This is a genomic window from Bacillus sp. ABA4_010, assembly GCF_056159105.1.
Map to the genome: position 1 here is coordinate 1,902,297 of NZ_JBSWUN010000003.1, position 25,575 is coordinate 1,927,871.

29 protein-coding genes are annotated in these 25,575 nt (G+C 39.9%); 18 read left to right on the top strand and 11 right to left on the bottom strand.

Annotation, left to right across the window (positions count from 1 at the left end; genetic code table 11):
* Positions 1–130: 130 nt before the first annotated feature.
* Positions 131–538 carry a YbaN family protein gene (locus ACXAEO_RS10705; RefSeq protein ID WP_474880690.1) on the top strand — a complete coding sequence of 136 codons (408 nt, stop codon included), beginning with the start codon at positions 131–133 and terminating at the stop codon, positions 536–538.
* A gap of 14 nt (positions 539–552) precedes the next feature.
* Here ACXAEO_RS10705 and ACXAEO_RS10710 read toward each other — a convergent pair whose 3' ends face one another.
* Positions 553–780 (bottom strand): hypothetical protein, encoded by a 228-nt coding sequence (locus tag ACXAEO_RS10710; RefSeq protein ID WP_474880692.1) that lies wholly within the window; start codon positions 778–780, stop codon positions 553–555.
* A 167-nt stretch (positions 781–947) separates the two neighbouring features.
* Between ACXAEO_RS10710 and ACXAEO_RS10715 the strand changes: the two genes are divergently transcribed.
* Positions 948–1,214 (top strand): hypothetical protein, encoded by a 267-nt coding sequence (locus ACXAEO_RS10715; protein ID WP_474880694.1) that lies wholly within the window; start codon positions 948–950, stop codon positions 1,212–1,214.
* 81 nt (positions 1,215–1,295) lie between these two features.
* Here ACXAEO_RS10715 and ACXAEO_RS10720 read toward each other — a convergent pair whose 3' ends face one another.
* Positions 1,296–1,418: a hypothetical protein gene (locus tag ACXAEO_RS10720; RefSeq protein WP_474880697.1), complete on the bottom strand. Its 123-nt coding sequence runs from the start codon at positions 1,416–1,418 to the stop codon at positions 1,296–1,298.
* 141 nt (positions 1,419–1,559) lie between these two features.
* Between ACXAEO_RS10720 and ACXAEO_RS10725 the strand changes: the two genes are divergently transcribed.
* From ACXAEO_RS10725 to ACXAEO_RS10740, 4 genes are all read left to right on the top strand, one after another.
* Positions 1,560–2,522 (top strand): LacI family DNA-binding transcriptional regulator, encoded by a 963-nt coding sequence (locus tag ACXAEO_RS10725; RefSeq protein WP_474880699.1) that lies wholly within the window; start codon positions 1,560–1,562, stop codon positions 2,520–2,522.
* A 32-nt stretch (positions 2,523–2,554) separates the two neighbouring features.
* Positions 2,555–3,211 (top strand): HAD family hydrolase, encoded by a 657-nt coding sequence (locus ACXAEO_RS10730; RefSeq protein WP_474884098.1) that lies wholly within the window; start codon positions 2,555–2,557, stop codon positions 3,209–3,211.
* Between the two features lie 254 nt (positions 3,212–3,465).
* Positions 3,466–5,196, top strand: coding sequence for a methyl-accepting chemotaxis protein (locus tag ACXAEO_RS10735; RefSeq protein WP_474880701.1), 1,731 nt, complete (start codon positions 3,466–3,468; stop codon positions 5,194–5,196).
* A 184-nt stretch (positions 5,197–5,380) separates the two neighbouring features.
* Entirely contained in the window at positions 5,381–5,995 is a 615-nt protein-coding gene (locus ACXAEO_RS10740; RefSeq protein WP_474880703.1) for a PH domain-containing protein, read from the top strand.
* A gap of 78 nt (positions 5,996–6,073) precedes the next feature.
* On the opposite strand, the gene ACXAEO_RS10745 is transcribed toward ACXAEO_RS10740, so the two are convergent.
* The 3 genes from ACXAEO_RS10745 to ACXAEO_RS10755 are packed head-to-tail and all read right to left on the bottom strand — an operon-like array spanning position 6,074 to position 9,899.
* Positions 6,074–7,192, bottom strand: coding sequence for a GerAB/ArcD/ProY family transporter (locus tag ACXAEO_RS10745; RefSeq protein ID WP_474880705.1), 1,119 nt, complete (start codon positions 7,190–7,192; stop codon positions 6,074–6,076).
* A gap of 5 nt (positions 7,193–7,197) precedes the next feature.
* Complete coding sequence (locus ACXAEO_RS10750; RefSeq protein WP_474880707.1) at positions 7,198–8,409, bottom strand: Ger(x)C family spore germination protein; 1,212 nt, start codon at positions 8,407–8,409, stop codon at positions 7,198–7,200.
* Positions 8,406–9,899 carry a spore germination protein gene (locus ACXAEO_RS10755; RefSeq protein ID WP_474880710.1) on the bottom strand — a complete coding sequence of 498 codons (1,494 nt, stop codon included), beginning with the start codon at positions 9,897–9,899 and terminating at the stop codon, positions 8,406–8,408. The genes ACXAEO_RS10750 and ACXAEO_RS10755 overlap by 4 nt, the downstream gene beginning before the upstream one ends.
* 216 nt (positions 9,900–10,115) lie before the next feature.
* Between ACXAEO_RS10755 and ACXAEO_RS10760 the strand changes: the two genes are divergently transcribed.
* The 3 genes from ACXAEO_RS10760 to ACXAEO_RS10770 all read left to right on the top strand — a co-directional run bounded on the left by ACXAEO_RS10760 (position 10,116) and on the right by ACXAEO_RS10770 (position 12,501).
* Positions 10,116–10,415 (top strand): hypothetical protein, encoded by a 300-nt coding sequence (locus tag ACXAEO_RS10760; RefSeq protein ID WP_474880712.1) that lies wholly within the window; start codon positions 10,116–10,118, stop codon positions 10,413–10,415.
* Between the two features lie 367 nt (positions 10,416–10,782).
* Complete coding sequence (locus ACXAEO_RS10765) at positions 10,783–11,235, top strand: GNAT family N-acetyltransferase (RefSeq protein WP_474880714.1); 453 nt, start codon at positions 10,783–10,785, stop codon at positions 11,233–11,235.
* A 171-nt stretch (positions 11,236–11,406) separates the two neighbouring features.
* Positions 11,407–12,501 carry a GerAB/ArcD/ProY family transporter gene (locus tag ACXAEO_RS10770; protein ID WP_474880716.1) on the top strand — a complete coding sequence of 365 codons (1,095 nt, stop codon included), beginning with the start codon at positions 11,407–11,409 and terminating at the stop codon, positions 12,499–12,501.
* Here ACXAEO_RS10770 and ACXAEO_RS10775 read toward each other — a convergent pair.
* From ACXAEO_RS10775 to ACXAEO_RS10795, 5 genes are all read right to left on the bottom strand, one after another.
* Complete coding sequence (locus ACXAEO_RS10775) at positions 12,498–12,728, bottom strand: hypothetical protein (protein ID WP_474880719.1); 231 nt, start codon at positions 12,726–12,728, stop codon at positions 12,498–12,500. The two genes, ACXAEO_RS10770 and ACXAEO_RS10775, sit on opposite strands and share 4 nt — an antisense overlap.
* Positions 12,728–13,903 carry a Ger(x)C family spore germination protein gene (locus ACXAEO_RS10780; RefSeq protein ID WP_474880721.1) on the bottom strand — a complete coding sequence of 392 codons (1,176 nt, stop codon included), beginning with the start codon at positions 13,901–13,903 and terminating at the stop codon, positions 12,728–12,730. The genes ACXAEO_RS10775 and ACXAEO_RS10780 overlap by 1 nt, the downstream gene beginning before the upstream one ends.
* Entirely contained in the window at positions 13,904–15,415 is a 1,512-nt protein-coding gene (locus ACXAEO_RS10785) for a spore germination protein (protein WP_474880723.1), read from the bottom strand.
* Positions 15,416–15,665: 250 nt separating this feature from the next.
* Positions 15,666–16,649 (bottom strand): ornithine cyclodeaminase family protein, encoded by a 984-nt coding sequence (locus ACXAEO_RS10790; RefSeq protein WP_474880725.1) that lies wholly within the window; start codon positions 16,647–16,649, stop codon positions 15,666–15,668.
* A 34-nt stretch (positions 16,650–16,683) separates the two neighbouring features.
* Positions 16,684–17,982: an MFS transporter gene (locus ACXAEO_RS10795; protein ID WP_474880727.1), complete on the bottom strand. Its 1,299-nt coding sequence runs from the start codon at positions 17,980–17,982 to the stop codon at positions 16,684–16,686.
* 151 nt (positions 17,983–18,133) lie between these two features.
* Here ACXAEO_RS10795 and ACXAEO_RS10800 point away from each other — a divergent pair, with 151 nt between their 5' ends.
* Positions 18,134–18,646 (top strand): helix-turn-helix domain-containing protein, encoded by a 513-nt coding sequence (locus ACXAEO_RS10800; protein ID WP_474880730.1) that lies wholly within the window; start codon positions 18,134–18,136, stop codon positions 18,644–18,646.
* A 118-nt stretch (positions 18,647–18,764) separates the two neighbouring features.
* Here the strand turns inward: ACXAEO_RS10800 and putP are convergent, their stop codons facing one another.
* On the bottom strand, positions 18,765–20,216 hold the full coding sequence (gene putP / locus ACXAEO_RS10805; protein WP_474884101.1) for a sodium/proline symporter PutP: 1,452 nt from the start codon (positions 20,214–20,216) through the stop codon (positions 18,765–18,767).
* A 284-nt stretch (positions 20,217–20,500) separates the two neighbouring features.
* Here putP and ACXAEO_RS10810 point away from each other — a divergent pair, with 284 nt between their 5' ends.
* From ACXAEO_RS10810 to ACXAEO_RS10845, 8 genes are all read left to right on the top strand, one after another.
* Positions 20,501–21,460, top strand: coding sequence for a tyrosine-type recombinase/integrase (locus ACXAEO_RS10810; RefSeq protein ID WP_474880732.1), 960 nt, complete (start codon positions 20,501–20,503; stop codon positions 21,458–21,460).
* Positions 21,461–21,518: 58 nt separating this feature from the next.
* Complete coding sequence (locus tag ACXAEO_RS10815; protein WP_474880734.1) at positions 21,519–21,989, top strand: branched-chain amino acid aminotransferase; 471 nt, start codon at positions 21,519–21,521, stop codon at positions 21,987–21,989.
* A gap of 179 nt (positions 21,990–22,168) precedes the next feature.
* Positions 22,169–22,621 carry a flavodoxin gene (locus ACXAEO_RS10820; RefSeq protein WP_474880736.1) on the top strand — a complete coding sequence of 151 codons (453 nt, stop codon included), beginning with the start codon at positions 22,169–22,171 and terminating at the stop codon, positions 22,619–22,621.
* Positions 22,621–23,454 carry a WD40/YVTN/BNR-like repeat-containing protein gene (locus ACXAEO_RS10825; RefSeq protein ID WP_474880738.1) on the top strand — a complete coding sequence of 278 codons (834 nt, stop codon included), beginning with the start codon at positions 22,621–22,623 and terminating at the stop codon, positions 23,452–23,454. The genes ACXAEO_RS10820 and ACXAEO_RS10825 overlap by 1 nt, the downstream gene beginning before the upstream one ends.
* Before the next feature lie 226 nt (positions 23,455–23,680).
* Positions 23,681–23,833 carry a hypothetical protein gene (locus tag ACXAEO_RS10830; RefSeq protein WP_474880740.1) on the top strand — a complete coding sequence of 51 codons (153 nt, stop codon included), beginning with the start codon at positions 23,681–23,683 and terminating at the stop codon, positions 23,831–23,833.
* Positions 23,834–23,928: 95 nt separating this feature from the next.
* Positions 23,929–24,396 carry a hypothetical protein gene (locus ACXAEO_RS10835; RefSeq protein WP_474880742.1) on the top strand — a complete coding sequence of 156 codons (468 nt, stop codon included), beginning with the start codon at positions 23,929–23,931 and terminating at the stop codon, positions 24,394–24,396.
* 132 nt (positions 24,397–24,528) lie between these two features.
* A complete protein-coding gene (gene mug / locus ACXAEO_RS10840; RefSeq protein WP_474880745.1) occupies positions 24,529–25,047 on the top strand; it encodes a G/U mismatch-specific DNA glycosylase in 519 nt (172 codons plus the stop codon).
* 87 nt (positions 25,048–25,134) lie between these two features.
* Positions 25,135–25,524: a VOC family protein gene (locus tag ACXAEO_RS10845; RefSeq protein WP_474880747.1), complete on the top strand. Its 390-nt coding sequence runs from the start codon at positions 25,135–25,137 to the stop codon at positions 25,522–25,524.
* Positions 25,525–25,575 lie beyond the last annotated feature (51 nt).

Here is a 25,575-nt window from a genome sequence, read left to right on the forward strand (position 1 = left end):
TTATGTAAGCAACAAATGGCATGGCAATGTTATGTTGTTGACACAACCGTATAATCGCTGTATATTTAGGGCGTTATACTGCTCTCTTTTAGATGGAGAGTCCAACCATTAACTGTAACGGTGTGATTAGATGAAACCATTCGTCAAAACGTTATTAATTATTATTGGATCGATTTCCCTCGCTTTAGGTGTGTTAGGGATTGTCGTGCCTTTATTGCCGACAACACCATTTTTACTGCTTTCCGCCGCTTGTTATATTAAAAGCTCTGAAAAGCTTTATCAATGGTTAATTACCCATAAAGTTCTCGGCTTATATATTCAAAGCTTCCGCTCCGGAAAAGCCATTCCGCTCAAAGTAAAACTGATGGCGATTGGGACCGTATGGCTGTCATTTGGCTTTTCGGCTATCTTTGTAGTTGACCACATTTGGCTCAAAGCTTTTTTTATTTTCGGTGCATTGTTTTGGACAGTGATTGTACTATCCGTTAAATCATTTCGAAAGCCATCCAACCATGAAAACACAAATCAGCCAGGGTAGCCCTGGCTGATTTGTCATTCATCTTCATCTTCATCTTCGTCTTCCAACTCTTCATCTGCAAATTCAAAATCTGCCTCTGTTCCATCCATATATTCAACCGCCATTTTCATTTCAGCAGTTTCTCCTTTTTTAATCGCATTCAAAATCGTCCGTAAAGCTTTTTCCGCCGAAGCATCTGGAGCAAGGGAAAAATCATTTGTAAATTCACATTTAATTTTCGCTTTTTTCATTTCATATGCCACGATATTGTTCCTCCATTATTTTTCATTTTAAAAATGCCTACGCATACACGATATGCAATTAAGCTCATACTGGTGAGATATTTCCCTTTTCTAAAAAAGAGAGCCCACTTCCATAAAAGCGTCATATGATAAAACAGAGTCAATTATTGATGAAGGGAAAGGTGATTATGATGAATCACGTATATGGACATTATCGACCAGTACACGGAGGCGGGCATGCAAGTTGGGGACACGGCCATGGGCATGCTACTTGGGGTCACGGAGGGTATCATGGTTGGGGAGGCTATCATCCAGGCTTTGCGGCAGGTGCCGTCACCGGTCTAGCTGTTGGGGCCGCTGCTTCTCCATCCGCCTACCCAGTTCCTATGTACGCACCATATCCGTATCCTTACCCATATCCATACCCTGTGCCATATGGTGCGCAACCATGGTAAACAGACGCTGATTTTCAGAAGGTCTGTCTAAAGTGGAATACAACTCTTTTTAGACAGACCTTTAGTTATCACACGTTATAATCAACTATCGTAAAATTGCTCAAAATCCTCCAGGTCAAGCGACATGCCCTGATCTTTTACGGCTATATAGACAAACGCCAACTCGATGAAACAAAGAAACGGAAGTACTAGCCATTCCATCATTTCCATCCTCCTTCGCTTAATCTTATATCACGATATCCAGATTTTTTGTTTCCAAAAGATAGGAGCTCCATCTATACTATAAAGTGTGAAATGCGTTTCAACGCAAGCACTAAAAATGAATGTAGTAAAGAGGAGGCCGTTATGAGCAATATACGTGACATCGCCAGCTTGGCTAACGTTTCGGTCACGACCGTATCAAGGGTGCTCAATAACCATCCGTACGTATCACAAGAGAAACGAGAAGCTGTTTGGCAGGCCATCGAGAAAATGAATTATCAAAGAAATATGAGTGCGGTTCATTTGTCTAAAGGAAAAACAAATGTCATCGGGGTGGTGACTCCTCATATTCATCACCATTATTTCAGCGTGCTGCTTGAAGGAATTGCTCAAGAAGCCCATATGCATGAGTACAAATTAATGATTTTGCAAACAAATTATGAAGCAAATAAAGAAGTCGAAGCGCTCGATATGCTTAAATATAAACAAGTAGACGGAATCCTTATTACATCACGTCAAAGCTCAATTGAAGTCATTAAAACCTATATGGCATACGGACCGATTGTATTATGCGAAGAAACGGATAATTTGCCTATTTCTTCGGTCTGTATCAATCATTATCAAGCATTTAAAGATGCGATGAATGCTTTATTGACCAAAGGATATCGTCATATCGGCTACTGTGTTAACCGTCCTGAAAGCAAAAGTAGTTTAAAACGGCGCGAAGCTTATGTCGATACATTAAAGCAAATTAACGAACCGCTGAGAGAAGAATGGATTTTTACAGACTGCTTATCTATTGAAGATGGCGAGCGGGTCGCGAAAGAGTGGGCGAGCCTTCAGTCAAGACCGGACGCTCTGCTTGTGACGAACGATTCGGTCGCATCAGGAATTGTGATTGAATGCCAAAAGCGAGGGATTCAGATTCCGAATGACTTAGCTATTATCGGCTTTGACAATGAGCCAATTGCGAAAGCTTTAAACATTACTTCGATGGAATTGCCGCTTCGAGCAATGGGACAGAAAGCTTTTCAGCAATGTCTCACACAAACACCGGTTTCTCAGCTTGTGTTGCCACATAAACTTATTGAGCGGGGAACGGTTTAAAAATTTTAATGAAAAAGAGGGGAAAAACGTTGATAAAAGCAATTATTTTTGATTTTGACGGATTAATTATTGATACAGAAACCGCCTGGTACCATGCCTTTAACGAAACCATGAAAACGTATGACTGTGAATTACCTCTTGAACTGTTCAGTCAATGTGTCGGCACAGATGATACCGTTCTTCATGAGTTCTTTCATGCACAGCTAGGGGAGCGCTGCAATCTCGCAGAAATTGAAGCGAAGGCTAAAAGCTTACATACGATTCAAATGGAGAAAATGGAAGCGCGCGAAGGAGTAAAAGAGTATTTAGAAGAAGCAAAAGAATTAGGACTGCAAATTGGACTTGCTTCAAGCTCTAGGAAAGAGTGGGTCACTTCTTACTTGGAGCAACTTGGGCTCCTGCATTATTTTGAAGTCATCGTGACAGGGGACATGGTTGAAAAGGTAAAGCCTGCACCGGATTTATATATAAAAGCGATGAACCTATTACATGTTCAGCCTTCAGAGGCCTTAGCCTTTGAAGATTCCTTAAACGGGTCCAAAGCTGCGCTTGCGGCTGGATTAAGCTGTGTCATCGTGCCAAATCCAGTTACCGAGTTTCTTCCTTTTGAAGGACATCACCTTCGACTTTCTTCTATGGCTGAACGAAGCTTGAACGAAGTAGTCAAACTTATTGAGCAAAGATCGTAAAGATACACAAAAGCGAGCGGATTCCGAAAGGAACTGCTCGTTTTTGTTTGCGATTGTATTAGATTTTTTAATAAAACATCTAAAAACTCACTTAAACAATGAGAACACTAAAAATTTAATATATGTAATAAATAACTAATATAGTATAATAATTTCCAATGCCTCATATTCTCGCTTAATGCACTCAACCATTTAGTCGGGTTAAGTAAGGCACTTTATGTTCATTGATAATTTTTATAGAAAGAGGGGATTTCATGCGTATTCATCATAAATTGATTACGATGATGCTAGTTATTTTAATTATTCCGAGTGTAGTAATCGGATCCGTTGGTTATGTTATCGCAAAAAACCATTTGGAAAATTTAGGAGAAACAACATTAAAAAATGGCGTCGAAGCAGCCTTGCAACTCATTGATTCCATGAATAAACAAGTCGTATCAGGGGATTTATCTTTAGAAGAGGCGCAAGCACAAGCTAAAAATTATTTAATTGGCGAAATGGGCAGCGACGGCAAGCGTACCATTTCCAATCCAATTGATTTAGGGGAAAACGGCTATTTTGTCGTGTATGATGAAAATGGACTCGAAGTGGCACATCCAAGCATTGAAGGGCAAAATGTTTGGGATGTACAAGATGTAGATGGGAAACTGTTTGTTCAAGAACAGATAAAGGCAGCTCAAGCGGGCGGCGGCTTTATTACATATCAATGGACATTGCCTAATAACGAAGAAGTAATTGCTGAAAAAATTAGCTACAACCAGTTAGATCCGAACTGGGGATGGATCATTTCAGCTGGAACGTATAAATCCGACTTTAATGCAGGGGCAAATGAAGTGTTGAAAAGTCTTATGATTACCCTTATAGCAGCGATTATCGTTGGCGGATTGGTTGCCTTTTTCTTCTCAAAACGCATTTCTAATCCAATTGTTTCAATTACCGAGCATGTTAAAGAAATCGCGAAAGGAAACTTGGCGGTAGAGGCGCAAACTTTGAAGCGAAACGATGAAATTGGCGAACTTGTAAGCGGTTTTAATGAGATGGCCGATGGGCTAAGAGGATTAATCGGGAAGGTTCAGCATTCCATTGAAGAAATCACGAACACTTCTCAAAATTTGAGTGCAGTGGCAGAAGAAACGACGGCTTCTAGTGAAGAAGTTGGCAGAGCAATCGAAGAAATTTCTCAAGGAGCCGTCCAGCAAGCGAGTGAGGCAGATGACACCAACCAAAACACAATGAAGTTAGCCGAACAGATTCAATCGCTTTTTGTGAAAACAGAGCGAATGAAGCATGCTTCTAACGAGGTTGACCAGTCCAATAAATCAGGCATGGACAGTGTGAAAATGTTACGGCAAAAATCGCAAGAAACAGATTACTCCGTCCAACAGGCCCAAGTTGTGACAGAAGCATTGACGAACAAAGTGAAAGAAATTGAAGTCATCATCGGAACAATTAATCAAATTTCAGAACAAACGAACTTGCTTGCGCTTAATGCCTCGATTGAAGCTGCGCGTGCGGGAGATCACGGAAAAGGATTTGCCGTTGTAGCAAGTGAAGTAAGAAAGCTCGCTGAACAAACATCTGAAGCGACAGAAAAAGTGCGTCAAACCTTAACAGGCATCATTTCAGAGACAGACAAAGCGAATACTGAAATGAAGAAAACACAAGATTTGGCGAAAGAGCAAACAAACGCTGTACTTCAAACGGAAAAATCATTTGATGTGATTGATCAGTCGATTAAAGGAATCAGCGACATTATTCAAGAGGTTAATACAAACATTCAATTGCTTGTTACATTGAAAGATCATGTCTCGTCATCAGTTGAAAATATTGCGGCCGTCAGCGAGCAATCTGCTGCATCGACCGAGGAAATTACCTCCAGTATGGACGAGCAAGTCAAAGCGATTAGTGTCGTAACAGATTCTGCAAACGAGCTCAACGATTTAATTAGCGGCTTAAAACAAGAAATCAATAAATTCCGTTATTAATGCTTCAGTCAATAGACCGCTACGAAGGTGTTCGTAACGGTCTATTTTTATGGTCCAAAATATTAAGCGCAAGAGACAGGAATAGAAGCTCGTTTTTTCCCATACATTGTAAAGATGTACAGATTTTTTCTTTATTCATGTTACAATGAAAAAGAAGGAAAAAGCGAAAGAGGGGATGGAAAGTATGTTTAAAAAAGTAGCCTCAGATGTTCTTGGATTGAGCGATGTCGGAAGTGTAATCAAACCAATCGATTATGATAAAGTCGATGCAGATGATTATGTGATGCATGAAGATGATGAGAAAATCTACTTTTTAATTAAGTCTAAAACGGACGAGTATTGTTTTACAAATAAAGCACTCATTCATTTAGATGGCACGAGCGCTGTCAGTAAAAAGCGGACATTGCGCCGTTATAATTATTACGAGCATATCATCTCTAATGTCGTACTGGAAACAGCTGGAACGGTCGATTTGGATGTCGAAATCAAGTTTACGATGGGTGCTGTCCCTTATTCCATTGACGTACATAAAAAACATATTGAAGAACTGAAAGACTTATATAAAGCGTTGCTGGCGATTGCTGAAATTTCACGAGAGAATGAACAGTCTTTGCAGTATGCGAAACAAAGCTTGGACTTGGCTTCAACAACATTAAGCCGTGTGACAAGCAGTACGAACGACTTTGCGGAACAATTTAATAAGCTAAATGAATCAGCGTTCTCCTGGTTAATGGAAGCGAAGAAAAAATACAGTGTTAAAGATTTTAGTGATGTATTTGAGCGCTATATTAATAACTAATCTGCTTTTAGGGGCAAAAGGTGTGCTGACGCAAAGTGATGCGGGCACACCTTTTGGCATTTGACACTAAGACAACAATCACTCTCCAGTGGAACGCATCTTGTTTTTCTTTCGAATCTCTTTTAATTTGGCGATCATCAAAATGAACAGAGGGATGAGGATTTGAATTGGAATATGTAAAAACTTCGGAACAAGCTGCAAGCCTTCTTCAATATGTTCGGAAAAGCTTTCAGCCATTTCCAATGAAGAAATGTAAATCACCGCCCCTAAAATCAGAACGATCAGTGACTTTGACTTAATGGGAAAAAGCTCTGATGTTCCGACTGTAGCCGCATAAAAAAAGGTCGTGACTTTAAAGAAAATCCCCATGAATAACGTCAACAGTGCTAAAACATCGAGCCGCTGAATAAAATCTCCAACGGAAATTCTCCCGACTAGCTGCAATAACGGAAACGGAGAACGGGATGCTACATCTACTCCAAGCACCAATATGTAGAGGGCAATCGTCCAAGCAAGCAATATACCAGAAAACACTACACCCCCAAGACCCGCTTTCATGACATGTTCCGGTTTTTTTAAGTACGGAAAAATCATCGTAAACACAATCATCTCTCCAAAAGGAACGGTAATGGTTAACGGGAAAACGGTTTTAAGGAGCGGTTCCCATCCTCGTTCCAAAATGGGGGTAATTCGCTGAACATCAATAATATTCGAAGTTAAAATAAAGATATTGCCTAGCAGCCCAATAATTGCGAGCACCCAAATATAAATTTCCGAGGTTCTTGATATCGCGACAATTCCTTTATGAACGACATACATAATGACGAGAATCATCATTAAGCTTGTCACTTTCATCGGCGTGAAAATATACGTATACGCACCAAGTAAACTGCTGAAATCTCTTAAAACCCTAGCGGCAATATAAATGAAGTACGCTACATAAGCCATTCCGACAAGGCTTCCTAAATAGGTTCCAAACACTTTTTTCATATACGTAATAATCGTATCATTCGGATACAATTTGTATAAAAAATAGTACAAGAAAAAAAGAGCAATTCCTCCGACAAGACCGAATAAAATAGCGAGCCACGCATCTTGCTTCGCATCCAATCCTAAAGGGACGACGATAGCACTTCCTAATTCAAAAAAAACGACCATACAAAATAGCTGGAATGGAGTGATGGATGTCTTTTCCATATCCTTTATCCTCCGTTGTCGCCTTTCTGTAAAGGCTTAATTCGTTTTCCGGTTCTCATAATGGTCAATTGAACATCGATGTCCGGGGCGATGTCTGAAAAAACCGTATCCCAATCTTTTTTAATTTTTTTCCATGCTTCAGGATCGGCACGTCGCAACGCTTCGCCCATTCCGAACACATCACTCTTTTGTTCTTGCGCAAACGCAAGAGCTTCTTCAATTTCTTGCTTAATTTTTTCTTCTGCCTGCTTTTCTAACGCTTTCAGTTCTTTTGATTTTCCTACGTCAATCGCGCATTTCAGTTCTCCAACTTGAGCATCTCCGTTTACTTGAATCGTAAAAGTTGGATTACCTTGTTTCATTTTTGCCTGAATGTTTTGCTTAAGATTCAATGTTTCAATCGTCACACCGCCTTTTTTACCTTCACACTCAAAGGTGATAACCGGGTTGATATTTTTCCCAACGACCAATACGACTCCGTGTGCAAGTTCTTCTTCCATCCACGACGAAAACTTATCATCTTTAAAAAGAGCGAGACCGTCTATTTTAATAACGTCAAATTTAGCGGAACGCTCCAAGTTTCCCATTTTATATCCGAGGTCTGTGCTTGGGCTCACCTTAATTCCAGGAGCGGTGAGCTCGGCTCCTTCTGCTGAAATCTTTTCCATCGCCGAATAAATTTCGGTTATATTCGATTGAGCTAACTTTTTCGTCGTCGCTTGAAGGGACTGCAAAATTTTACTGGCTGGAAGCTGTTCTAACGGTGTTAACGTACTGATGACTTTTGCTGCTGTCGTTTCTTTTGCAATGAACATAACCGGTGTCAGTCGAAATTCATGGTCCCGCTCCACCATATCTAACAAATCAGAGATGCCCTCTTTCGCTACTCCTTCTTCAATGACAATCAACATAAGGTGAGAGAAATAAAGCTCCCGTGAAATTTCCCGTGATGCTTTTCGAGTTGCTTCAAACATGTTGTTCCCTTTATCCGTCACAATCGAAATGGGACTGGAGGGACTTGTTACTTCACCGGCAATAATGGCAGGATTCACGACTTGAAACGATAATACGAGTTCTTCTTCATTCTCGCCTTGATCAATTCCCATCGCCACGACAACGCCTACATCTGACAATTCCTTTGCATCCCAGCAGCCTGTCAAAAAGAGGAGAAAACTCATGCAGGCGAGCCACTTTCCTGACATGTTCATCATACTCATGATTTCCTCTTGTTCGGAATGTTTCTTAAAAAAGCAGGACGAAATGTCAACAGCTTTGTCGGCAAACGGACTATATTATCTTTTTGGTCAGAAAGGTTGAAAGGGGCCATCGGGCTCATGTAAGGAACCCCGAATGACTCCAGCGTTACCATATGCGCAACGAGCACTAAACTCCCTAATACAATCCCATAAATCCCCATGAATCCAGCTAGAGCTAAAAAAATAAAGCGGAGCATACGTGCAGTAATCCCTAGATTAAACCCAGGTGTCGTAAAATTCGAAATGGCCGTCACGGATACGATAATGACCATAGCAGGGGAAACAAGACCTGCTTGAACAGCTGCTTCACCAAGAACGAGCGCGCCAACGATGGAAACAGCTTGACCAATCGCACGCGGCATTCGAATTCCTGCTTCACGGAGCACTTCAAATGTCACTTCCATCATGAACGCTTCGACGATGGCAGGAAAGGGGACTCCTTCCCGCTGAGCGGCGACACTAATCATTAGCTTCGTTGGAATCATCTCTTGATGATACATAATAGCCGCTACATAAATAGAGGGCAAAAAGATAGAAATTAAAAAAAAGAGATAGCGAAGTAATCGAATTAACGACGAAATATCTGCACGATGCGAGTAGTCTTCGGATGAATGCAAATATTGCATGAAGGAAATCGGTAAAATCAAAACAAAGGGTGAGCCATCCACAATGAGTCCAATTCTTCCTTCCACAATATTAGCAGCGACTACGTCCGGACGCTCAGTATTCATAATAGTCGGGAACAGCGTATGTGCATGTTCTTCAATGTATTCTTCAAGCATTCCGGTATCAAACACAGCCTCTGTTTCAATGTGAGATAGTCTGTCCTTCACTTTTTGTAACGTAGCGGGATTGACCACTTCTTCTAAATACAGCATCGCCACATTTGTTTTGCTAATGCTTCCCATACTGTACGCATCTACTCTCAAATTCGGACTTTTAATACGCTTTCGGATTAAGGCGGTATTTGTTCGCAACGTCTCGGTAAACGATTCTTTTGGCCCTCTAACGACAACCTCTGAAGTGGATTCTGTGACACCTCTTGATTCCCAGCCTTCCGTACTGCAGCTAATCGCTTCACTTTGTCCATCTAAAAAGAGAACCGTATGACCCGAAAATAAAGCGACATAAATTTGACTCCGCTCTCGCATGGATGCTAAACCACCAATTGAAAGCACTTCCTCACAAATGTATGGTATGAGTTGCTCATCATCAATCACTTGTGTACCGCAAATAAGAAGCGGCTTAATAATAGACTCCTGCAAAGATTGCTTTTCAATAAGTCCATCGATATGAACGATCGCAATTTGCCGATTCAATGCCCGAAATTTTCTAATAACCAAGTCTGTACTATTACCGAAATCATGTATAAGACACTCTAAATTGGCGGACAAATCAGCTGAAAGAACAGCTTTATCATCTTGTTTTTCTGTTTTCATTAATTCTTTCATAAACTGTTCCTCCCACCCCAATTTTTTCTATATAGTATGGTTCGATATTGGAAAAATATTCAGTTTGATGAACGCTCCCCGTAGAGTCACTATGGCGTTATATGAAATGACAAAATATTATGTTAAAGTTAGGAAGTGTTTGTAGCGGTTCACCTAATATGAAATTGGCTATGTCCGGTTTCATAGATCGATATAGAGAGAAAGAGAGTGTGCGATATGAATTTTTTGAAATATTTCAGTTTACAATGTAGCTTATTTGGTGTGCTGTTTTTGACGAATTTTTACTTAGACCCGTATATTAGTAAACCATTCACTTTCACTGACTTCATCGCCATTATAATTGGAGCAGCTATCCTGTTTCCAAGCATCACTCTTTACAGCAAGTTCAAAAAGCAGCTTCAACCGATTTGGCTAGTTTATCGACTAATATTGTCTATAGCAGCAATCGTCATCGTTGTTCTTTTAGTAGGGGTTTTAACAGGAGAAATGCAAGTTTCATTTTCATCGATCATATAGCAGCGAGTAAAGGGGAGTCAGGATTGCCATACTTACAACAAAAAACAGAAAATTCATTTCATCGATCAATTGAACATTTCTTAATTTTTGTAGCACTTACACTTATATTTAGACTTCTTCCGTTCCTTGAGAGCTTTGCAAGTAGCATCGTATTTCAAGTTATTTTAGGATTAGTCTTTGTTGCGATAATCTTAAAAATTTTCAAAAGCAAAAAGCTTGCTGCTTACCTGAAAACGATATGTGAACGATTAAAAATTACCACCTTTCCTTTGTACATTGTTTATGTCATTATGTACGTTATCATAATTTTAAGTGGAAGATGATTTACTATAACATCATTATGTTAACTTGAAAGTTGGAGACAAACATGAATATTCGACCATTACATATAAACGAACACCCGCCGCTACATTTGCTACTGTTAGCTGATCCTTCTGTCAAAATGATAGAGACCTATATACATAGAAGTGAGTGTGTTATCGCGGAACAAAACGAGCAAATCATCGGTGTTTATGCATTATTGCCCACGAATCCAAATACAGTAGAACTCGTTAATATCGCAGTAGCTGAAAATGAGCATGGGAAAGGGATAGGAAAAAAGCTCGTTCTCCATGCTATTCAGCACGCTCGATCACAAAGCTATAAAACGATAGAAGTGGGAACTGGAAATTCAAGTATTGGACAGCTAGCGCTTTATCAAAAGTGCGGATTTAGAATAACTGGGATTGACAAAGATTTCTTCACCAGAAATTATAACGACGCTATTTTCGAAAATGGCATCCAGTGCCGAGATATGATTCGCTTGTCCATGGATTTATAATCCGAAAAGATGCTAAGAAGAGGGGAAAGGTTAATTCATGGGCTTTCCTCTTTTTGTTGTGCAGAATGAAACATTTGCCTCACGATGGACAACGCGGAAAAGAGGGTTTAAACGAAAAGAAATTGGGAGAGAATGCAAGAAGGGAGAATGTACAGAGAGGGGAGAAAAAACATGCACTCCAACGATAAAATTTCAGGCTATCAGATTAGCTTGCTGTTTTTTACTTTTATCGTGTCTACCCTCATTTTGTCCGTTCCGGGAATCATGGTGTCTTTTGCTAAACAAGATGCTTGGCTGTCTATTATTCCTGCTGCCATACCAGGAGTTATCAGCATCTATGTGATGACCGCTTTGGCAAAGCACTATCCTAATCAGTCAATTATGGAGTATGCGATCACAATTTGCGGGAAATGGGTCGGTAAACTTTTCGGTTTTTTTTTCACTTATTATTTGTTTTTCTTTATTTCCAGTACTGTAAACGAACATGCCAAATTTCTAAATACGAATCTTTTAATCCAAACGCCTCCAATTGTCTTGATGACAACATTGTTATTTTTTTGTGGTCTAGCGGTATTGGCAGGAGTAGAAACGATAGGCAGATGCAATGAAGTGATTGTAATGATCATTGTGATTTTACTTATTCCCATTTTCATCTTTTCGCTCCAGCATGCCGATCCTGCTCTATTGACTCCTGTACTCGCAGAGGGGATCGGTCCAGTTATTCAAGGCTCCATCGTTCCGTCCGCTTGGATGAGTCAGTTTTATTTTTTAGGGTGGTTTCTCCCACATATGAACGAAAAACCAAAGCAGGTCCGCAAAAAATTACTGTCGACACTCGGTGTCATCGTTGTACTTATCATGGTCATTGACTTACTGACAATTATGGTGTTTGGTCCAATAACTCCTAGGTTGAAATTCGCGTTTTTGAATGTTGTTAAATACACCGATATTATTGGACCTTTAGAAAGACTAGAAGCGCTCGCAATTATGATTTGGATTCTTGGCATTTTTATTAAAGTGACGATGCTGCTCTATATGTTTTGTATAAGTGCAACCCAACTTTTCGGAGCGAAAAATTATCGGAGAACTGTCGTACCCATCACTGTACTGTCGGCAGTCGGTTCTGTTTGGATTTTTAAAAACGCTGCCGAATTTGAAGCGTGGATTACGTTCACATATCCAATGTTAGCTCTTTTTACCCAAAGCTTGCTCCCGTTGCTGTTACTTATCGTACACATTAGTAAAACAAAAATGTTCAAGCGTTAATGAGACAAAATCGATTTTCCAATAGATTTAAATACCATTTCGAAAGGGAGGACAAGGGTCGGCACTTCTATGTCTGCAATTAGCAGTACACCAACGACAGCGGAGACAGTCATTGATGATGCATAGACCCATGCTTCTCGTTTCTCGTTCCTGCTCCATAGATGGCGAACCTGGATGGAAGTAAGAATGCCAAGAGAGAGGATATAGGCAGCTGAACGTATAAACATTATTTTCTAATCTCCTTATCTTTCAATTGTAGCGGTGGACCAATTGCTCCTGTATTGCTTATAGTGAGATTTACTGATACAGAAATATTAGCATCTACAAAATGCTCATCCCATTTTTCTTCCACCGTACGCCATTTTTTCGGATTATCCCGTTGCAATTGTTGGCCAAAGCCAACAATGTCGGTTTTATATTGGGTTTGTATTTGCGCGATAAATGCTTCCATATCTTGTTTCACTTGATTCTCAAGTCGCTTTTTTATCATGGCTAGATTGTTTGGGTCCGATACATCTAGAGAAGAAGTGTTTTCAAATAGATTCCCATTGGCTTTTAGGTTAACATTAAATTTGATAGGATCCTTTGTTGCATCCGTATTAATTGCATAGTTGCTCGTCGTAATGAAAAAGCCAACATTTCCGTCACCTTCAGGGATATTGACAGAGATTTTATCTGTCTTTTTATTGTTCTTAAACCAAAGGAACTGGTGTGTTTCTTCGTTATTCAAAAAATCGACTAGCTGACCTGATTTGAAGATAGCCGTTCCGTTTATACGAAATAGCGGACTAGCCTCTTGCTTATCAGGGAGCTTATAAATCGCTGGTTCTAAAACCCCTGTCGTCGGATAGACGCCTTCACTGACCGATGCAATTAAAAAATCGCGCAGTGTGACAGCCATTCCTTTTCCCCGCAACATTTCCATTTCCTTCAATGCTTCTGAAGGAGCTAGTTCAAAAGGGTAATTAACATGAAGCATATCTTCTGCACTCTTACCTTTGACAACAAGCATATATGTTTTTAAGCGATTTCGCGGATTGCGGTTGAATGCATCTAAAATATCTTTCAATCCTTTTTTAGCCAAATCTTCTCCAATGAGAATAATACTGCGATGTGCAAAAAATAGCGTTCTAGACATTTTTTGTTGAAGTTTTTGGTCAAGTTCAAGTATATTTTTTCCAACCGCTGAAATTAAAAAGAACTTATCTGTATCACTCGGTGCTCCGGCTACTAAGGATGGTGCTGGGACAGCGATTTGAAGTGTTACTTTTATCTCACCGTTATCAGCTAGATCCAAGCCAGTCCCCATGACAAAACCAATATCGTTGATTTCTTTACGATCCCAACACCCTGTACTAATTAGCAGGGAAAGGAGCATTCCTATGAGCATCCACCACTTCAACTACTTTCCTCCTTTCTGTTTCTCTGCTTTCACTGCACTCTCTTGAGAGGGAAGCGATAAGTTACGACCATTTTTTCTCGGTGCCCGAACCCAAACATCCTTCAAAGCTCTGAATGAAAAAGGAGCGATTGGTGTGAAATAGGGAACACCGAATGATTTTAAATGAACAACATAGAGTAGAATTCCAACAAAACCGAGCGAAATTCCATACAATCCAAGTGAACCCGCCAAAAAAATAATTGGAAAGCGCAGCAATCGAATACCGTTCGCAAAAGTGAAACGGGGGATGAGAAGGGTTGCGATCCCTGTAGTCGATACAACAATAACAATAGGTGTTGAAATAAGACCCGCCTGAACAGCTGCCTGACCAATCACAAGACCTCCGACGATGCTCACTGTTTGTCCCATCGTCTGCGGTATGCGAACTCCAGCTTCTCGCAGTGCCTCAAACATAATTTCCATTAATAATGCTTCAATCATAATTGGAAATGGCACAGGTTCCCGGGCGGAGGCAATGCTTAGCAACAAGCTCGTCGGAATCATTTCTTGATGAAAAGATGTTACCGCTACGAAGAAGGAAGGAGCAAAAACGGCCACGAACAAAAAGATTAAACGAATCAGTCTAATGAACGTGGCGACAGGGTAACTGAGATTGTAATCTTCACTTCCTTGAAAACCAGTCCAAAACGTGGCGGGTACAACGAGTACGAAAGGGGTATTGTCGACTAGAATCGCAATTCTTCCTTCTAGTAAGCTTCCTGCAACGACATCAGGTCGTTCCGTTGCCAGCACATGAGGGAAAATAGGGAACGGATCATCTACAATCAATTCTTCAATTGCAGCTGTTTCCAATACGCCATCAATTTCGATTGAATTGACTTTATCACGTATTTGATTAAGGACGACTTCATCAGCAAGCCCTTCAATATAAGAAACCATTACTTTTGTTTCTGTCATCTTACCTACGATAAATTCTTCCATTTTTAGGTGTGGTGTACGAATATAGTGGCGAAGCAACCCAACATTGACGGACTGCCTCTCAATAAAGCCTTCTTTTGGCCCTCGAATGACCGGTTCTGAAAAAGGCTCTTCAATGGATCTTTCAATGCTTCCCTTTACTTCATAACAAACTGCATAGTCCTGTTTATTTGTAAGTACGGCGGCATATCCATGGAGAATAAGCTGGATAATCTCTTCCCATTTAGAAGTTATGATTTTTTTATTAATAATCTGACTGTCTTGCTTAGAAGCAAGAGGTCTAACAATCTGCTCACTCACTTTCTTGTCATCCACTAATGTTCCGATGTAAATAAGAAGTTGCTTGTCGGTATCCTCTTGAAGACGAATTTCACGATATATGACATCCGAACATTGTTGAAATGCAAGCTTTATGAACGTTTCATTTTGGTCAATGTCATTCGTAACGGCTTGATCTTCAGATTCTATTATAGGCTCCTGAATGAGGGGCTTGTCTTTAAGCCGTCTTGGCAGTTTTCGTAGCCGCGTCTTCATGGCAATAATCCTCCCGAACAACATTTACTAGTTCTAGAATGTCTTGGATATATGGGAATTATTCGTTTCACAAATTGCGTATATACGAGAGTAATATGGAAAAACTAAAAGAGCATTATGTGTCTTCGATGATAATTAACATTGAAGACAGGGAAAATTTATTGACGTGTACACCCACATTCCAGCAAACCATAAAAAACACCGCTTGAATTCAAACGGTGTTTTTCCACTTAGGAAATGCCTATATGATTTATATTTCAACATTCATCCCAACGCCACGTTCTTTCGATTGAAAATAAACACCTTTTGCTACGGCGAGGTCAAAGTAAGCAGCGCCGACGGATTTAAAGAAAGTAATCTCTTCTTCATGTTCTCTTCCTGTTTTATCCAATGTGACAAGTTCATAAAGTTGTCCGTGAATATCGTTAAACGACCAGTTTCCATGATTAGACGCATGGATGAGTTCTCCTGCTTCTTGTTTCGCGCCTTCTAAATCGTCCACCATAATTTTAGCAGCGCGTGTAACCGTAGTATAATCGACTTCTTTCATATGAGGCAAATAAGAGCCAACTCCGTTAATATGTGTGCCTGGCTTTAAGTCTTGTCCATTGAATACAGACTCATTTGAGCGGGTGGCACAACAAATAATATCTGCTTGACGCACGGCCGTTGAAACATCTTCAAGCACTTCAAAAGGAACGGTCACTCCAAATGACCGTAGCTTTTCCCCGAATTTCTCCGCTTTTTCTTTTGTTCGATTTACTAATACAATACGCTCGATATTCCTTACTGCTAGTACAGCGATTGCTTGTTCAAAGGCCATAGCACCTGTCCCAATCATTGTAAGCACCTTCGCATCTTTACGTGCAAGAAAGTCTGTAGCAATGCCGCTTAAGGCACCTGTTCTAAGGCGCGTTAAATAGGAGGCATTCATCAACGCTAAATGTTCACCATTTTCTGCGTCAGATAATAGAATCACTCCTTGTGTCGTTGCCATTCCCCTTGAAGGATTTTCTGGGAAAATGCTGACAATTTTGACGGCTGAAACTTCTTCCGATAAATCAGCACTTGGCATGTAAAGGGCCGATGCTTCATATTTCGAAAAAGAGAGAACAGTACGGTGAGGATTGTTTATTTTGTCAGTGCCATATGCGTATAATACCGCTTTTAAATCCGTCATAGCGTCCTTCATCTTATATAATTGTTCGATTTCCTTTTCGTTTATAATTAACATTTCATAATCCTCCTTGAAGTGAAAGAGCCATCGATTACATCGCTGCGCTCTTATTCGTTTCGTCTAATAGTTGCTTACTGCGATCCTTTACTGCCCAAATGGCTGCAAGTGACAGAACTGATGCAAAAATAATATAAATAGCGACTGGAACATAGGAGTTATTAAAACGATTCAGTAAAGCGGTCGCTACTAGCGGGGCCGTTCCACCTGCCAAAGCCGCACCAATTTGATATCCAAGAGTGATGCCTGTATAACGAATTTTTGCATCGAAAATTTCCGAGAACATCGTCCCAAGAACAGCTGTAATAGGTGCCCAAATGATTCCTAAACCGATAACAGTTGCGATCACTAATAGAAGGACCGATTGTTGCTGCAGCATCCAGAAGTATGGGAATGCAAACAGTGCCATTGCTATGGCTCCGCCGATAAACAGTTTTTTGCGGCCAATGTTGTCCGATAACATTCCCATGAACGGGATTAAGATGGTCGTCACAATAGTTGCAATCATCACGGCAGTTAAGGTAGCGGTTCTTGAGAAACCGAGATTGGAAGTAGCGTAAGAGACAACAAAGGTACTAAAAATATAAAATGGTGCCGTTTCTACTACTTTAGCTCCTACAGCAATCAGCACTTCACGCCAATAATTTTTAAGTGTTTCTACAATTGGTAGCTTTGGAACTTCTCCAGATTCCTGCACTTTTTTGAAAGACGGGGTTTCGTCAATTCCTTTGCGAATCCATAGGCCAAAAAATACAAGCAAAGCACTAAAAATGAAGGGAACACGCCATCCCCAAGTCATGAATGCGTTTTCTGGAAGAAGTGTCATAATCGATAAGGCAATCGTTCCAAGCAACATGCCAATTGTAACACCCATTTGCGGAATTGCTCCGAACAATCCTCGTTTTTCAGCGGGAGCATATTCAACCGCCAATAAAAGGGCACCGCCCCATTCGCCGCCAATGCCTAAACCTTGAACTAAGCGCAAGGTGATTAACAAAATAGGTGCCCAAATACCAACGGCTTGATAGGTCGGGAGAAGTCCCATACCAAATGTTGCGAGCCCCATTAAACTAAGGGTTAAAACAAGCGTTTTCTTTCTGCCAATCCGGTCCCCGATATGACTAAAGATTATTCCACCAAAGGGACGGATGAAGAAAGCTAGCGCAAAGGAAGCATAGGAAAGCAGCAATCCGATGGTCGGATCTTCATTTACGAAGAACAGTTGGTTAAACACAAGGGCTGCAACGGTTCCGTATAGAAAGTAATCAAACCATTCAATTGAACTTCCGACTAAACTTGCAATTAAGACTCGTCGCATTTGTTTCTTTTCCATTTTGACTCACTCCTTTAAAATTGAAGTGTCACTTCAATTTGTCATTTCTTCCATTTTAAGTAATTTAGAATTTTCTGTCAACATTATCGTGACGTAAATAATTTGTCATGTATAATGTAGCTAGACACGATGGAAAAAAGGAGGGGTGTAAATGTCATTCAATTCAATCGGAGCCAAAATGAAAGTATTGAGGAAAGAGAGAAAACTAACATTAAAAAGTCTGGCTGAACAAACCGGCGTTTCAATCAGCTTCTTATCACAAGTAGAACGAGGCAAATGTAGCGTCACATTAGAGTCCTTAAAAAAAATTGCGGATACATTAGAGGTTAATCCAAGTTTCTTTTTTTCGGAAGATTCCCCTGAAGAACATGACCGTTCCAATCATGAACAATTTCATTATCAAAATTTAGCAAACGGCATTCATGATGCGGTTTTTTCTCCTATTCTTGTGACGTTAAAACCAGGTGAAAATAAAGGGAGTGCGTTTTCCCATAGCGGCCATGAATTTTTGTTTGTCATTGAAGGGAGGTTAACCGTTGAGGTCGAGGGAGAAAGAATAGAACTTCACCAACAGCAATCGCTTATGTTTGATGCTAGAAAAGCTCATTACTGGTTTAACTTCTCCGATCAACATGTCCGCTTTTTGGTGGTATCGTCGAAATAGCATCAAAATGTTACATATATAATGGAAGAAAAGCGGATTAACATTCCATTTTGAAGCGATATTCAAACAAAAAAAGAAGGCTTCGGAAACGAATTCTTCCCGGTAGCCTTCTTTTTTGTTAAGCTGTTGCTCTTTCAAATTCCTCTTCAATTTCCTGTGACGGACTTTGACCAAGCATGCTTGTAACGATGACAGCGATGGCTGAGAATAAAAAGCCTGGTGCTAGTTCATATAAGTCAAATAATCCACCGCTCATATTTCCCCATATGATGACCGTCAGCCCGCCGACAATCATGCCTGCGAGTGCACCGTTTCTCGTCATTTGCTTCCAAAATAGCGAAAGAATAATGACAGGACCGAAGGCAGCACCAAGTCCAGCCCATGCATATCCAACAAGGTCGAGGATGGTACTCTCTGGATTTTGTGCTAATAAAATAGCAATAATGGCAATTACTAAAACTCCTAATCTGCTAACCCATAATACTTCTCTTTCTGTCGCGTCCTGACGAAGTAAGCCTTTGTAAAAATCTTCGGCAAGGGAACTTGAGGACACGAGAAGCTGGGAATCGATGGTACTCATAATGGCCGACAAAACCGCTGCAAGTAAAAATCCAGCTACCCAAGGATTAAATAACACTTGAGTGAAAGTTAAAAAGACGGCTTCAGGATCCGCAAGGGGGTTGGAAGCTAAGTAAGCAATGCCGACAAGACCTGTAAACATTGCGCCAATCATCGATAAAATCGTCCAAGAGACCCCGATGACTTTTCCTTTTTTCACTTCCTTCAAATTTTTCACGGCCATAAAGCGTGTAATGATATGCGGCTGACCGGAATAACCAAGTCCCCATGCAAGCAAGGAAATAACCCCGATAGTCGTTGCACCTTCAAATACATTTAAGTAAGATGAATCAATGGATTTGACCGCTTCCAATGTGTTTCCAAGTCCACCCATTTCGACAATGGCGACAATCGGAACGATGACAAGCGCCAAAAACATGAGAATCCCTTGAAAGAAGTCAGTCCAACTAACAGCTAGGAAACCTCCTAGAAACGTGTAAGCAATAATCACAGCAGCACCAATCAGCAGCGCTGTACTATATGTTAGCCCGAATGACTTCTCAAAGAGAATCGCTCCGCCCACTAATCCTGCGGAAGTATAAAAAGCAAAAAATAACAGGATAACAATCGCGGAAATAACTCGCAATGATTTTGAACGATCACGGAAACGATTTTCTAAAAACTCCGAAATCGTAATCGAATCACCGGCTACTTCCGTATATTTGCGAAGTCTTGGTGCGACAAATTGCCAATTGAGAAAAATACCAATTGCCAATCCAATCGGCAGCCAAATTTCTCCAAGTCCACCTGCATAAAAGGCACCAGGCAAACCTAACAGCAACCAGCTACTCATGTCAGAAGCACCAGCACTCATCGCTGCGACCCAACCACCAAGTTGTCTCCCGCCAAGTAAATAATCGGATACATTATTCGTTTTTCGATAAGCGACCAATCCAATCAACAGCATCCCCACTAAATACACAATGAACGTCACTAATGTTGCACTACTGATAACCACATCATCTCCTTTTAAAAATATGGTTCATTATAACATAATTTACACAAAATTCAAAACAGACTTTGAATTTAGATTATTCACTACAATTTACATATCTCTATCAAAATTTCTATATTATGTAAATTTTATTAAATGAACATTGACCCGAAAAGAAGAAATTTATTTCGTCAGAGAGCGTGTCTCAGCATTATCGCGCATAATATCTCTTATGTGCGGTTTCATAGATTCGTAGTATAATAGAAAGAAACGAATCTACATCGATGAAATTAGGTGGTAGTATGAATGAGTTTAAAAAATGGCTGACCTCTTTATATGAAGAAGAGTTGCTTATTTTTGAAACCGATATGGATAATAAAGATTATTCACCCTTTACAATTGAAAACTATAAACGAGATGTATTATTTTTCCTTGCGCATTTAACTAGAAAAAAACAAGAAAAAGTAGAGTTAGAAGAAACGAAAAAAATGCACATTACATTATTTATGAATGAACTGAAAACGAAAAGAGGAAATTCGGCTGTTACTCGAAATAGACGATTGACGGCGATCCGTTCTTTTTATAAATGTTTAATGAGTTACGACTGGGTCAGTCATAATCCAGCGGCCGAATTTGAAGCGGCGAAAGAACCGAAAGGAACGCTGCCGACTTATTTAGAAAAAGAAGAACTTAAAATTTTTTTCCAGCAAATTGAAAACGTGTCACAAAAGCAGCACGTTAAACGAAATAAAATCATCATGGGTCTGATGGCATTCGCTGGGTTGCGTGTGACAGAAATTCATCATTTAAACCGCTCATCTATTCATATGGAGAAAAAAGGGATTACCGTTTTAGGAAAAGGGAATAAGTCAAGATACATTCCGCTTCCGCGCGCCTTGTTTGATGAATTGATGGATTACATTGACAATGTAAGACAATATCCGATGAAAGGGCATGAAGATGCGGTGTTTATTTCAAGACGCGGCAAACGAATTTCACGCCGGCGCATTCAAGAAATCACCGAGCGGATTTGCGAAAGTTTGGCACAAAGTTCATCCGATGACGGGTGGCGGTTAAAACGAATTTCCAGCCATAAACTGCGACATTCATTTGCTACTCATCTTGTCCGTGACGGAAAAGATATTCGAACTGTTCAAGAGTTACTAGGGCATACCAATTTAAATACAACTCAAAAATATACCCACGTATCTGATGAACAAAAAGAGCAGGCAATGGATATGGAAGTAAAAGAATATTTTTAACGATGCATCAGGATATGCTAATATATAATGGTGCATACATATAGGAGGAATTTGAACTATGACAGAACATGAAATGAATCAATCGCGTTTCCTTGATGCCCATATTGAGCGTGTACATAAAGAAACAGATGAATTAGTTGCGGAAGCACCGGTTTCTTTTTTGAACGAATCAATTCAATTTTTAACAAAAAATAAACAGGAATTCATTTATATGGAATCCAGTGCATTGGAATCTGTTCGCACAGATGCAATTTCAATCGAGCTTGATGATATGTTCGGTTTTTACAATGTTATGCTTGGACTAAAGCTTCAAAAGAAATATGACCAAGCATTGAAAGCTTATTTATCTGAACATTTAAATGGACCTGAGCTGCGATTTGGAGCGATGTTCAACCAAGCTGATGGCTTATGGGATTTAAACTTTGCTTTAAATTATGCAGAAGGATTTCAAGAAGAGATGTCCATTGGCGACGCTTATGAATTAATCTGGCAGTTTTTATCCAACTTGCTGAAAGCAGTAGACGCATAATCAACAGCAGAAGAGGTTGGTGTAAACGGGGACAATACCGTTTGCGCCAGCCTTTTTTTGTTTTTAGCACAACTTCAGTAATCTTTGTAGAATTTTTTCTATAAATGTAATTGACAATGATTATCATTATTATTAATATAATGATAATTGTTATCAACTTATAGAGGAGACAAATGACGATGGCAAACATTTTAATCACATATGCAAGTATGTCAGGTAATACAGAGGATATTGCAAACATATTGAAAGATACATTGAATACATTCCCTCATGATGTAATGATGAAGGAACTAGAAGAAATTACCTCAGAAGAACTCGTTGATTATGACGGAATTTTGATTGGGTGCTACACATGGGGAGATGGAGATCTTCCTTATGAAGCAGAAGATTTTTATGATGACTTAGAAGACTTTAATTTATCAGGAAAAAAAGCCGCTGTATTTGGTTCTGGAGACACTGCTTATCCAAAGTTTTGTGAAGCTGTTTCGATATTTGAAAAGAGATTAGAAGAATGCGGAGCAGAAATTGTCCAAAAAGGATTGAAAATTGAACTATCGCCAGAAACGGAGGAAGATGTAGAAGCGTGCAAGGATTTTGCGGTATTTTTCGCTGAGCGATTAGGAGCTTCATAATGGAAACGTTATTGAGCGCAACCGCTGTCACTAAACTGGAAGATGGAAAGATGCTGTTAGCGACTACTCATGAAGGACTATTTATCCGAGAAGAAAACGAGTGGAAATCATTATGGGCAGGTTGTGACAAAAAAATTCGTGATTTAGACAGCAACGGAGACTTCATTTACGGAGTTGGAGACGAAGGAGTGTTTCTTCGGAGTTTAAACGGCGGAAAAGATTGGACGCTTCGCCGCTTTCCAACAGCTAGTTCCATTTGGAATGTTTGCAGTAATGTACAAGGTCTTGTCGTGGCACATGGTGAAAAAAAGTTGTACATTTCTACAGACTTTGGTGACACATGGAAAACGCTTGAGCCTTTTCAACTTTTTCATCATCAAGCACCATCCATTCGTTCACTATACTTACATAAAGATCAATTATTTATCGGCACAAAAATTCATTCAGAGTACGGAGGAATTTGGCTGCTTGATCTTCGAAGCGGGGAAATCGTTCGAGTGAAAAAAGAAAAAAATCATATGATTTCCACTATGACGGTGTATGAGGATTGCTTCATCGCCGCAGGTGGGTCATGCCGCGGGCGGAACGGCAAAATTGAATTTTGTTCAATGAAAGAAATGGTCAAAACACCTTCGGCCGCATGGCATATCTGCCACAGTGCACAACCCGTCCGTTCCTATTTAGATTTAAGCTTTGACGAAGATGTTATGTATGCGTCATCAACTCAAAATGAACATGGCATCAGTACCATTTCACGAGTCTTTATTAAAGAGGGAAAAGCAGAAGTTTGTGGCTCGGTCAAAGGCCATGGCTGGCGAATCCGCTTTTGTTAATATTCATGATTAATTATCTCTATTATAATGTAATTAACAAAATTATACAGCTTCTTTCAAATTTACCATTCCATCATAAAGGGAGAGATTGAAAATGAAAAAACACAGTACATTAGACAATTGGAATGCGAATTTATATGATTAAAGCCACTCATTTGTTTCCAAGTACGGACATAGTCTAATTGAATTATTAGCACCAAAACAAGGCGGAAGGTTTGTTGCAGAATTGGGTGGTAAAGGGAATGTTCAATTAATTACGGATGAAATTAAAGAACAAGTGATAACAAGCGTAGAAACTAACTTAAAAGACACTTTATTCCATAACGGCCAATGGATCGCAGACTATAAAAGAATACGCGTAGTTGGAATGAAAGAGTAAAGTTATGGATGTTCCGCACTTTTTTTAATGTTCGTTGCATAATTTCCCCCTTACTTCAAACACTATACTGATACAAAATTGAAGGGGGCGTCCAAATGGCTCAATTTATTTTATGGAGTATGCTGATTGTTCCTTGGTTATCATTATTTTTCTTACCTAAACATTCCGTCAAACGGTTTATGCCTGTGGCGATATTTGCTTCTCTTTTAGTGACCATTATTTTCGAAATGGGGTATACATTTAATTGGTGGATCGTACAGGAGACAATCGCCCCATGGGGATTTATTACAAGTGTCCCTTTAACATATGGGGTTTTTATACCTGGTACGATATGGATTTATCATTTCACGTTCCATAAGTCTTTTTTCGTTTATATCCTTTCAAATGCGGCAATAGATGCTCTTTACGCTTTTCTCGGTCTTAGAGTATTAATATTTTTCGGAATTTATGAGCTGAAAAATATGGGGCACTTTGGCATCTTTATGCTTATGATGACGTTGGCTGTCATCATTTATATTTATCAAAGATGGCAAGACACCAGTATGATCAAACATGAGGAATAATAATGATTGCTATACTCGATCAACTAAACAAGGGCATCACTTATACAAGTGGTGTCTTTCTTAATGGGAGTCTTTTCCCTTAAAATGATAAACTAGAAACTAAAGACTGTGATACAAAAGGAGAGAGAGTGGATGGAACCAATCAAAGATTATGTGAAAGAGCAGCTGGACTTGTTGTTTGTCGGATTTAATCCGAGTATTCGCTCGTCTGAAACAGGGCATCATTTTGCCAATCCGAATAACCGATTTTGGACCATTTTACATCGAGCGGGTTTGACTCCGCGAAAATACAAGCCTGAAGAAGGCGGAAGTTTGCTTGAGTTAGGGTATGGGCTGACGAACATTGTTGCTAGACCAACGAAGGCGGCACAAGATATTACAAAAGAAGAATACGAAGAAGGGCGGGAGGAACTGAAAAAGAAAATTACCCGCTACAAACCGAAAATTGTTTGTTTTGTCGGAAAAGGTGTGTACGAGCAATACAGTAAAAGAAAGTCCGTTCCATGGGGAGTTCAACCAGAACCAGTGGTTCCTGGCACATTGGACTTTGTCGCTCCTTCATCGAGCGGACTTGTCCGAATGAAACTAGATGATATTGTTGCGATTTACGAGGAGCTTCCTAAACTCATTCATGCGGCCAAAGAAAAATAAACAGAATGGCCCGCTAGTTAGAAAAGGAATTTGGCTTTTTTTGTTGAACTACCTTTTGAATCTATTTTCTTACAGGTGGTGGCTAGGATGATTAAGAGAGTTGAACATGTGGGCATTATAGTGTCACATATGGATGAATCCATCCGTTTTTATGAACAGTTTCTCGGCTTTAAAATGACAACTCGATTCATCAATAACGGAAAGGAATTAGCGTTTTTATCTCACGAAGGGATGCCGGACTTTGAAATTGAACTTATTCGTGATTTGCAGCCAACGATTTCATACTCGAACAACGGATTAGTCAATCATATCGCATTTATCGTCGATGATATGGAAGAAACGATATCGTACTATCGTGAACATGGAATCGTCTTTGGAACAGAAGAACCAAAACGCGGCATGAACGGCAGGCGAACCATTCGATTTAGAGGTCCGAACAATGAACCACTGCAGCTTGTGGAAGAGCGGAGAGAATAAGCAAAAATATGTTAACCTACCTATTAAAAGTTGTAAAAGAATAAGAGCGTA

What these genes read in the sequence shown, in the direction of transcription:
- ACXAEO_RS10705 (WP_474880690.1), top strand. Translation starts at nt 131, where the DNA reads ATGAAACCATTCGTCAAAACGTTATTAATTATTATTGGATCGATTTCC.
- ACXAEO_RS10715 (WP_474880694.1), top strand. Translation starts at nt 948, where the DNA reads ATGATGAATCACGTATATGGACATTATCGACCAGTACACGGAGGCGGG.
- ACXAEO_RS10720 (WP_474880697.1), bottom strand. Translation starts at nt 1,418, where the DNA reads ATGATGGAATGGCTAGTACTTCCGTTTCTTTGTTTCATCGAGTTGGCG.
- ACXAEO_RS10725 (WP_474880699.1), top strand. Translation starts at nt 1,560, where the DNA reads ATGAGCAATATACGTGACATCGCCAGCTTGGCTAACGTTTCGGTCACG.
- ACXAEO_RS10735 (WP_474880701.1), top strand. Translation starts at nt 3,466, where the DNA reads ATGCGTATTCATCATAAATTGATTACGATGATGCTAGTTATTTTAATT.
- ACXAEO_RS10740 (WP_474880703.1), top strand. Translation starts at nt 5,381, where the DNA reads ATGTTTAAAAAAGTAGCCTCAGATGTTCTTGGATTGAGCGATGTCGGA.
- ACXAEO_RS10745 (WP_474880705.1), bottom strand. Translation starts at nt 7,192, where the DNA reads ATGGAAAAGACATCCATCACTCCATTCCAGCTATTTTGTATGGTCGTT.
- ACXAEO_RS10750 (WP_474880707.1), bottom strand. Translation starts at nt 8,409, where the DNA reads ATGAGTATGATGAACATGTCAGGAAAGTGGCTCGCCTGCATGAGTTTT.
- ACXAEO_RS10755 (WP_474880710.1), bottom strand. Translation starts at nt 9,899, where the DNA reads ATGAAAGAATTAATGAAAACAGAAAAACAAGATGATAAAGCTGTTCTT.
- ACXAEO_RS10760 (WP_474880712.1), top strand. Translation starts at nt 10,116, where the DNA reads ATGAATTTTTTGAAATATTTCAGTTTACAATGTAGCTTATTTGGTGTG.
- ACXAEO_RS10765 (WP_474880714.1), top strand. Translation starts at nt 10,783, where the DNA reads ATGAATATTCGACCATTACATATAAACGAACACCCGCCGCTACATTTG.
- ACXAEO_RS10770 (WP_474880716.1), top strand. Translation starts at nt 11,407, where the DNA reads ATGCACTCCAACGATAAAATTTCAGGCTATCAGATTAGCTTGCTGTTT.
- ACXAEO_RS10775 (WP_474880719.1), bottom strand. Translation starts at nt 12,728, where the DNA reads ATGTTTATACGTTCAGCTGCCTATATCCTCTCTCTTGGCATTCTTACT.
- ACXAEO_RS10785 (WP_474880723.1), bottom strand. Translation starts at nt 15,415, where the DNA reads ATGAAGACGCGGCTACGAAAACTGCCAAGACGGCTTAAAGACAAGCCC.
- ACXAEO_RS10790 (WP_474880725.1), bottom strand. Translation starts at nt 16,649, where the DNA reads ATGTTAATTATAAACGAAAAGGAAATCGAACAATTATATAAGATGAAG.
- ACXAEO_RS10795 (WP_474880727.1), bottom strand. Translation starts at nt 17,982, where the DNA reads ATGGAAAAGAAACAAATGCGACGAGTCTTAATTGCAAGTTTAGTCGGA.
- ACXAEO_RS10800 (WP_474880730.1), top strand. Translation starts at nt 18,134, where the DNA reads ATGTCATTCAATTCAATCGGAGCCAAAATGAAAGTATTGAGGAAAGAG.
- ACXAEO_RS10810 (WP_474880732.1), top strand. Translation starts at nt 20,501, where the DNA reads ATGAATGAGTTTAAAAAATGGCTGACCTCTTTATATGAAGAAGAGTTG.
- ACXAEO_RS10815 (WP_474880734.1), top strand. Translation starts at nt 21,519, where the DNA reads ATGACAGAACATGAAATGAATCAATCGCGTTTCCTTGATGCCCATATT.
- ACXAEO_RS10820 (WP_474880736.1), top strand. Translation starts at nt 22,169, where the DNA reads ATGGCAAACATTTTAATCACATATGCAAGTATGTCAGGTAATACAGAG.
- ACXAEO_RS10825 (WP_474880738.1), top strand. Translation starts at nt 22,621, where the DNA reads ATGGAAACGTTATTGAGCGCAACCGCTGTCACTAAACTGGAAGATGGA.
- ACXAEO_RS10835 (WP_474880742.1), top strand. Translation starts at nt 23,929, where the DNA reads ATGGCTCAATTTATTTTATGGAGTATGCTGATTGTTCCTTGGTTATCA.
- mug (WP_474880745.1), top strand. Translation starts at nt 24,529, where the DNA reads ATGGAACCAATCAAAGATTATGTGAAAGAGCAGCTGGACTTGTTGTTT.
- ACXAEO_RS10845 (WP_474880747.1), top strand. Translation starts at nt 25,135, where the DNA reads ATGATTAAGAGAGTTGAACATGTGGGCATTATAGTGTCACATATGGAT.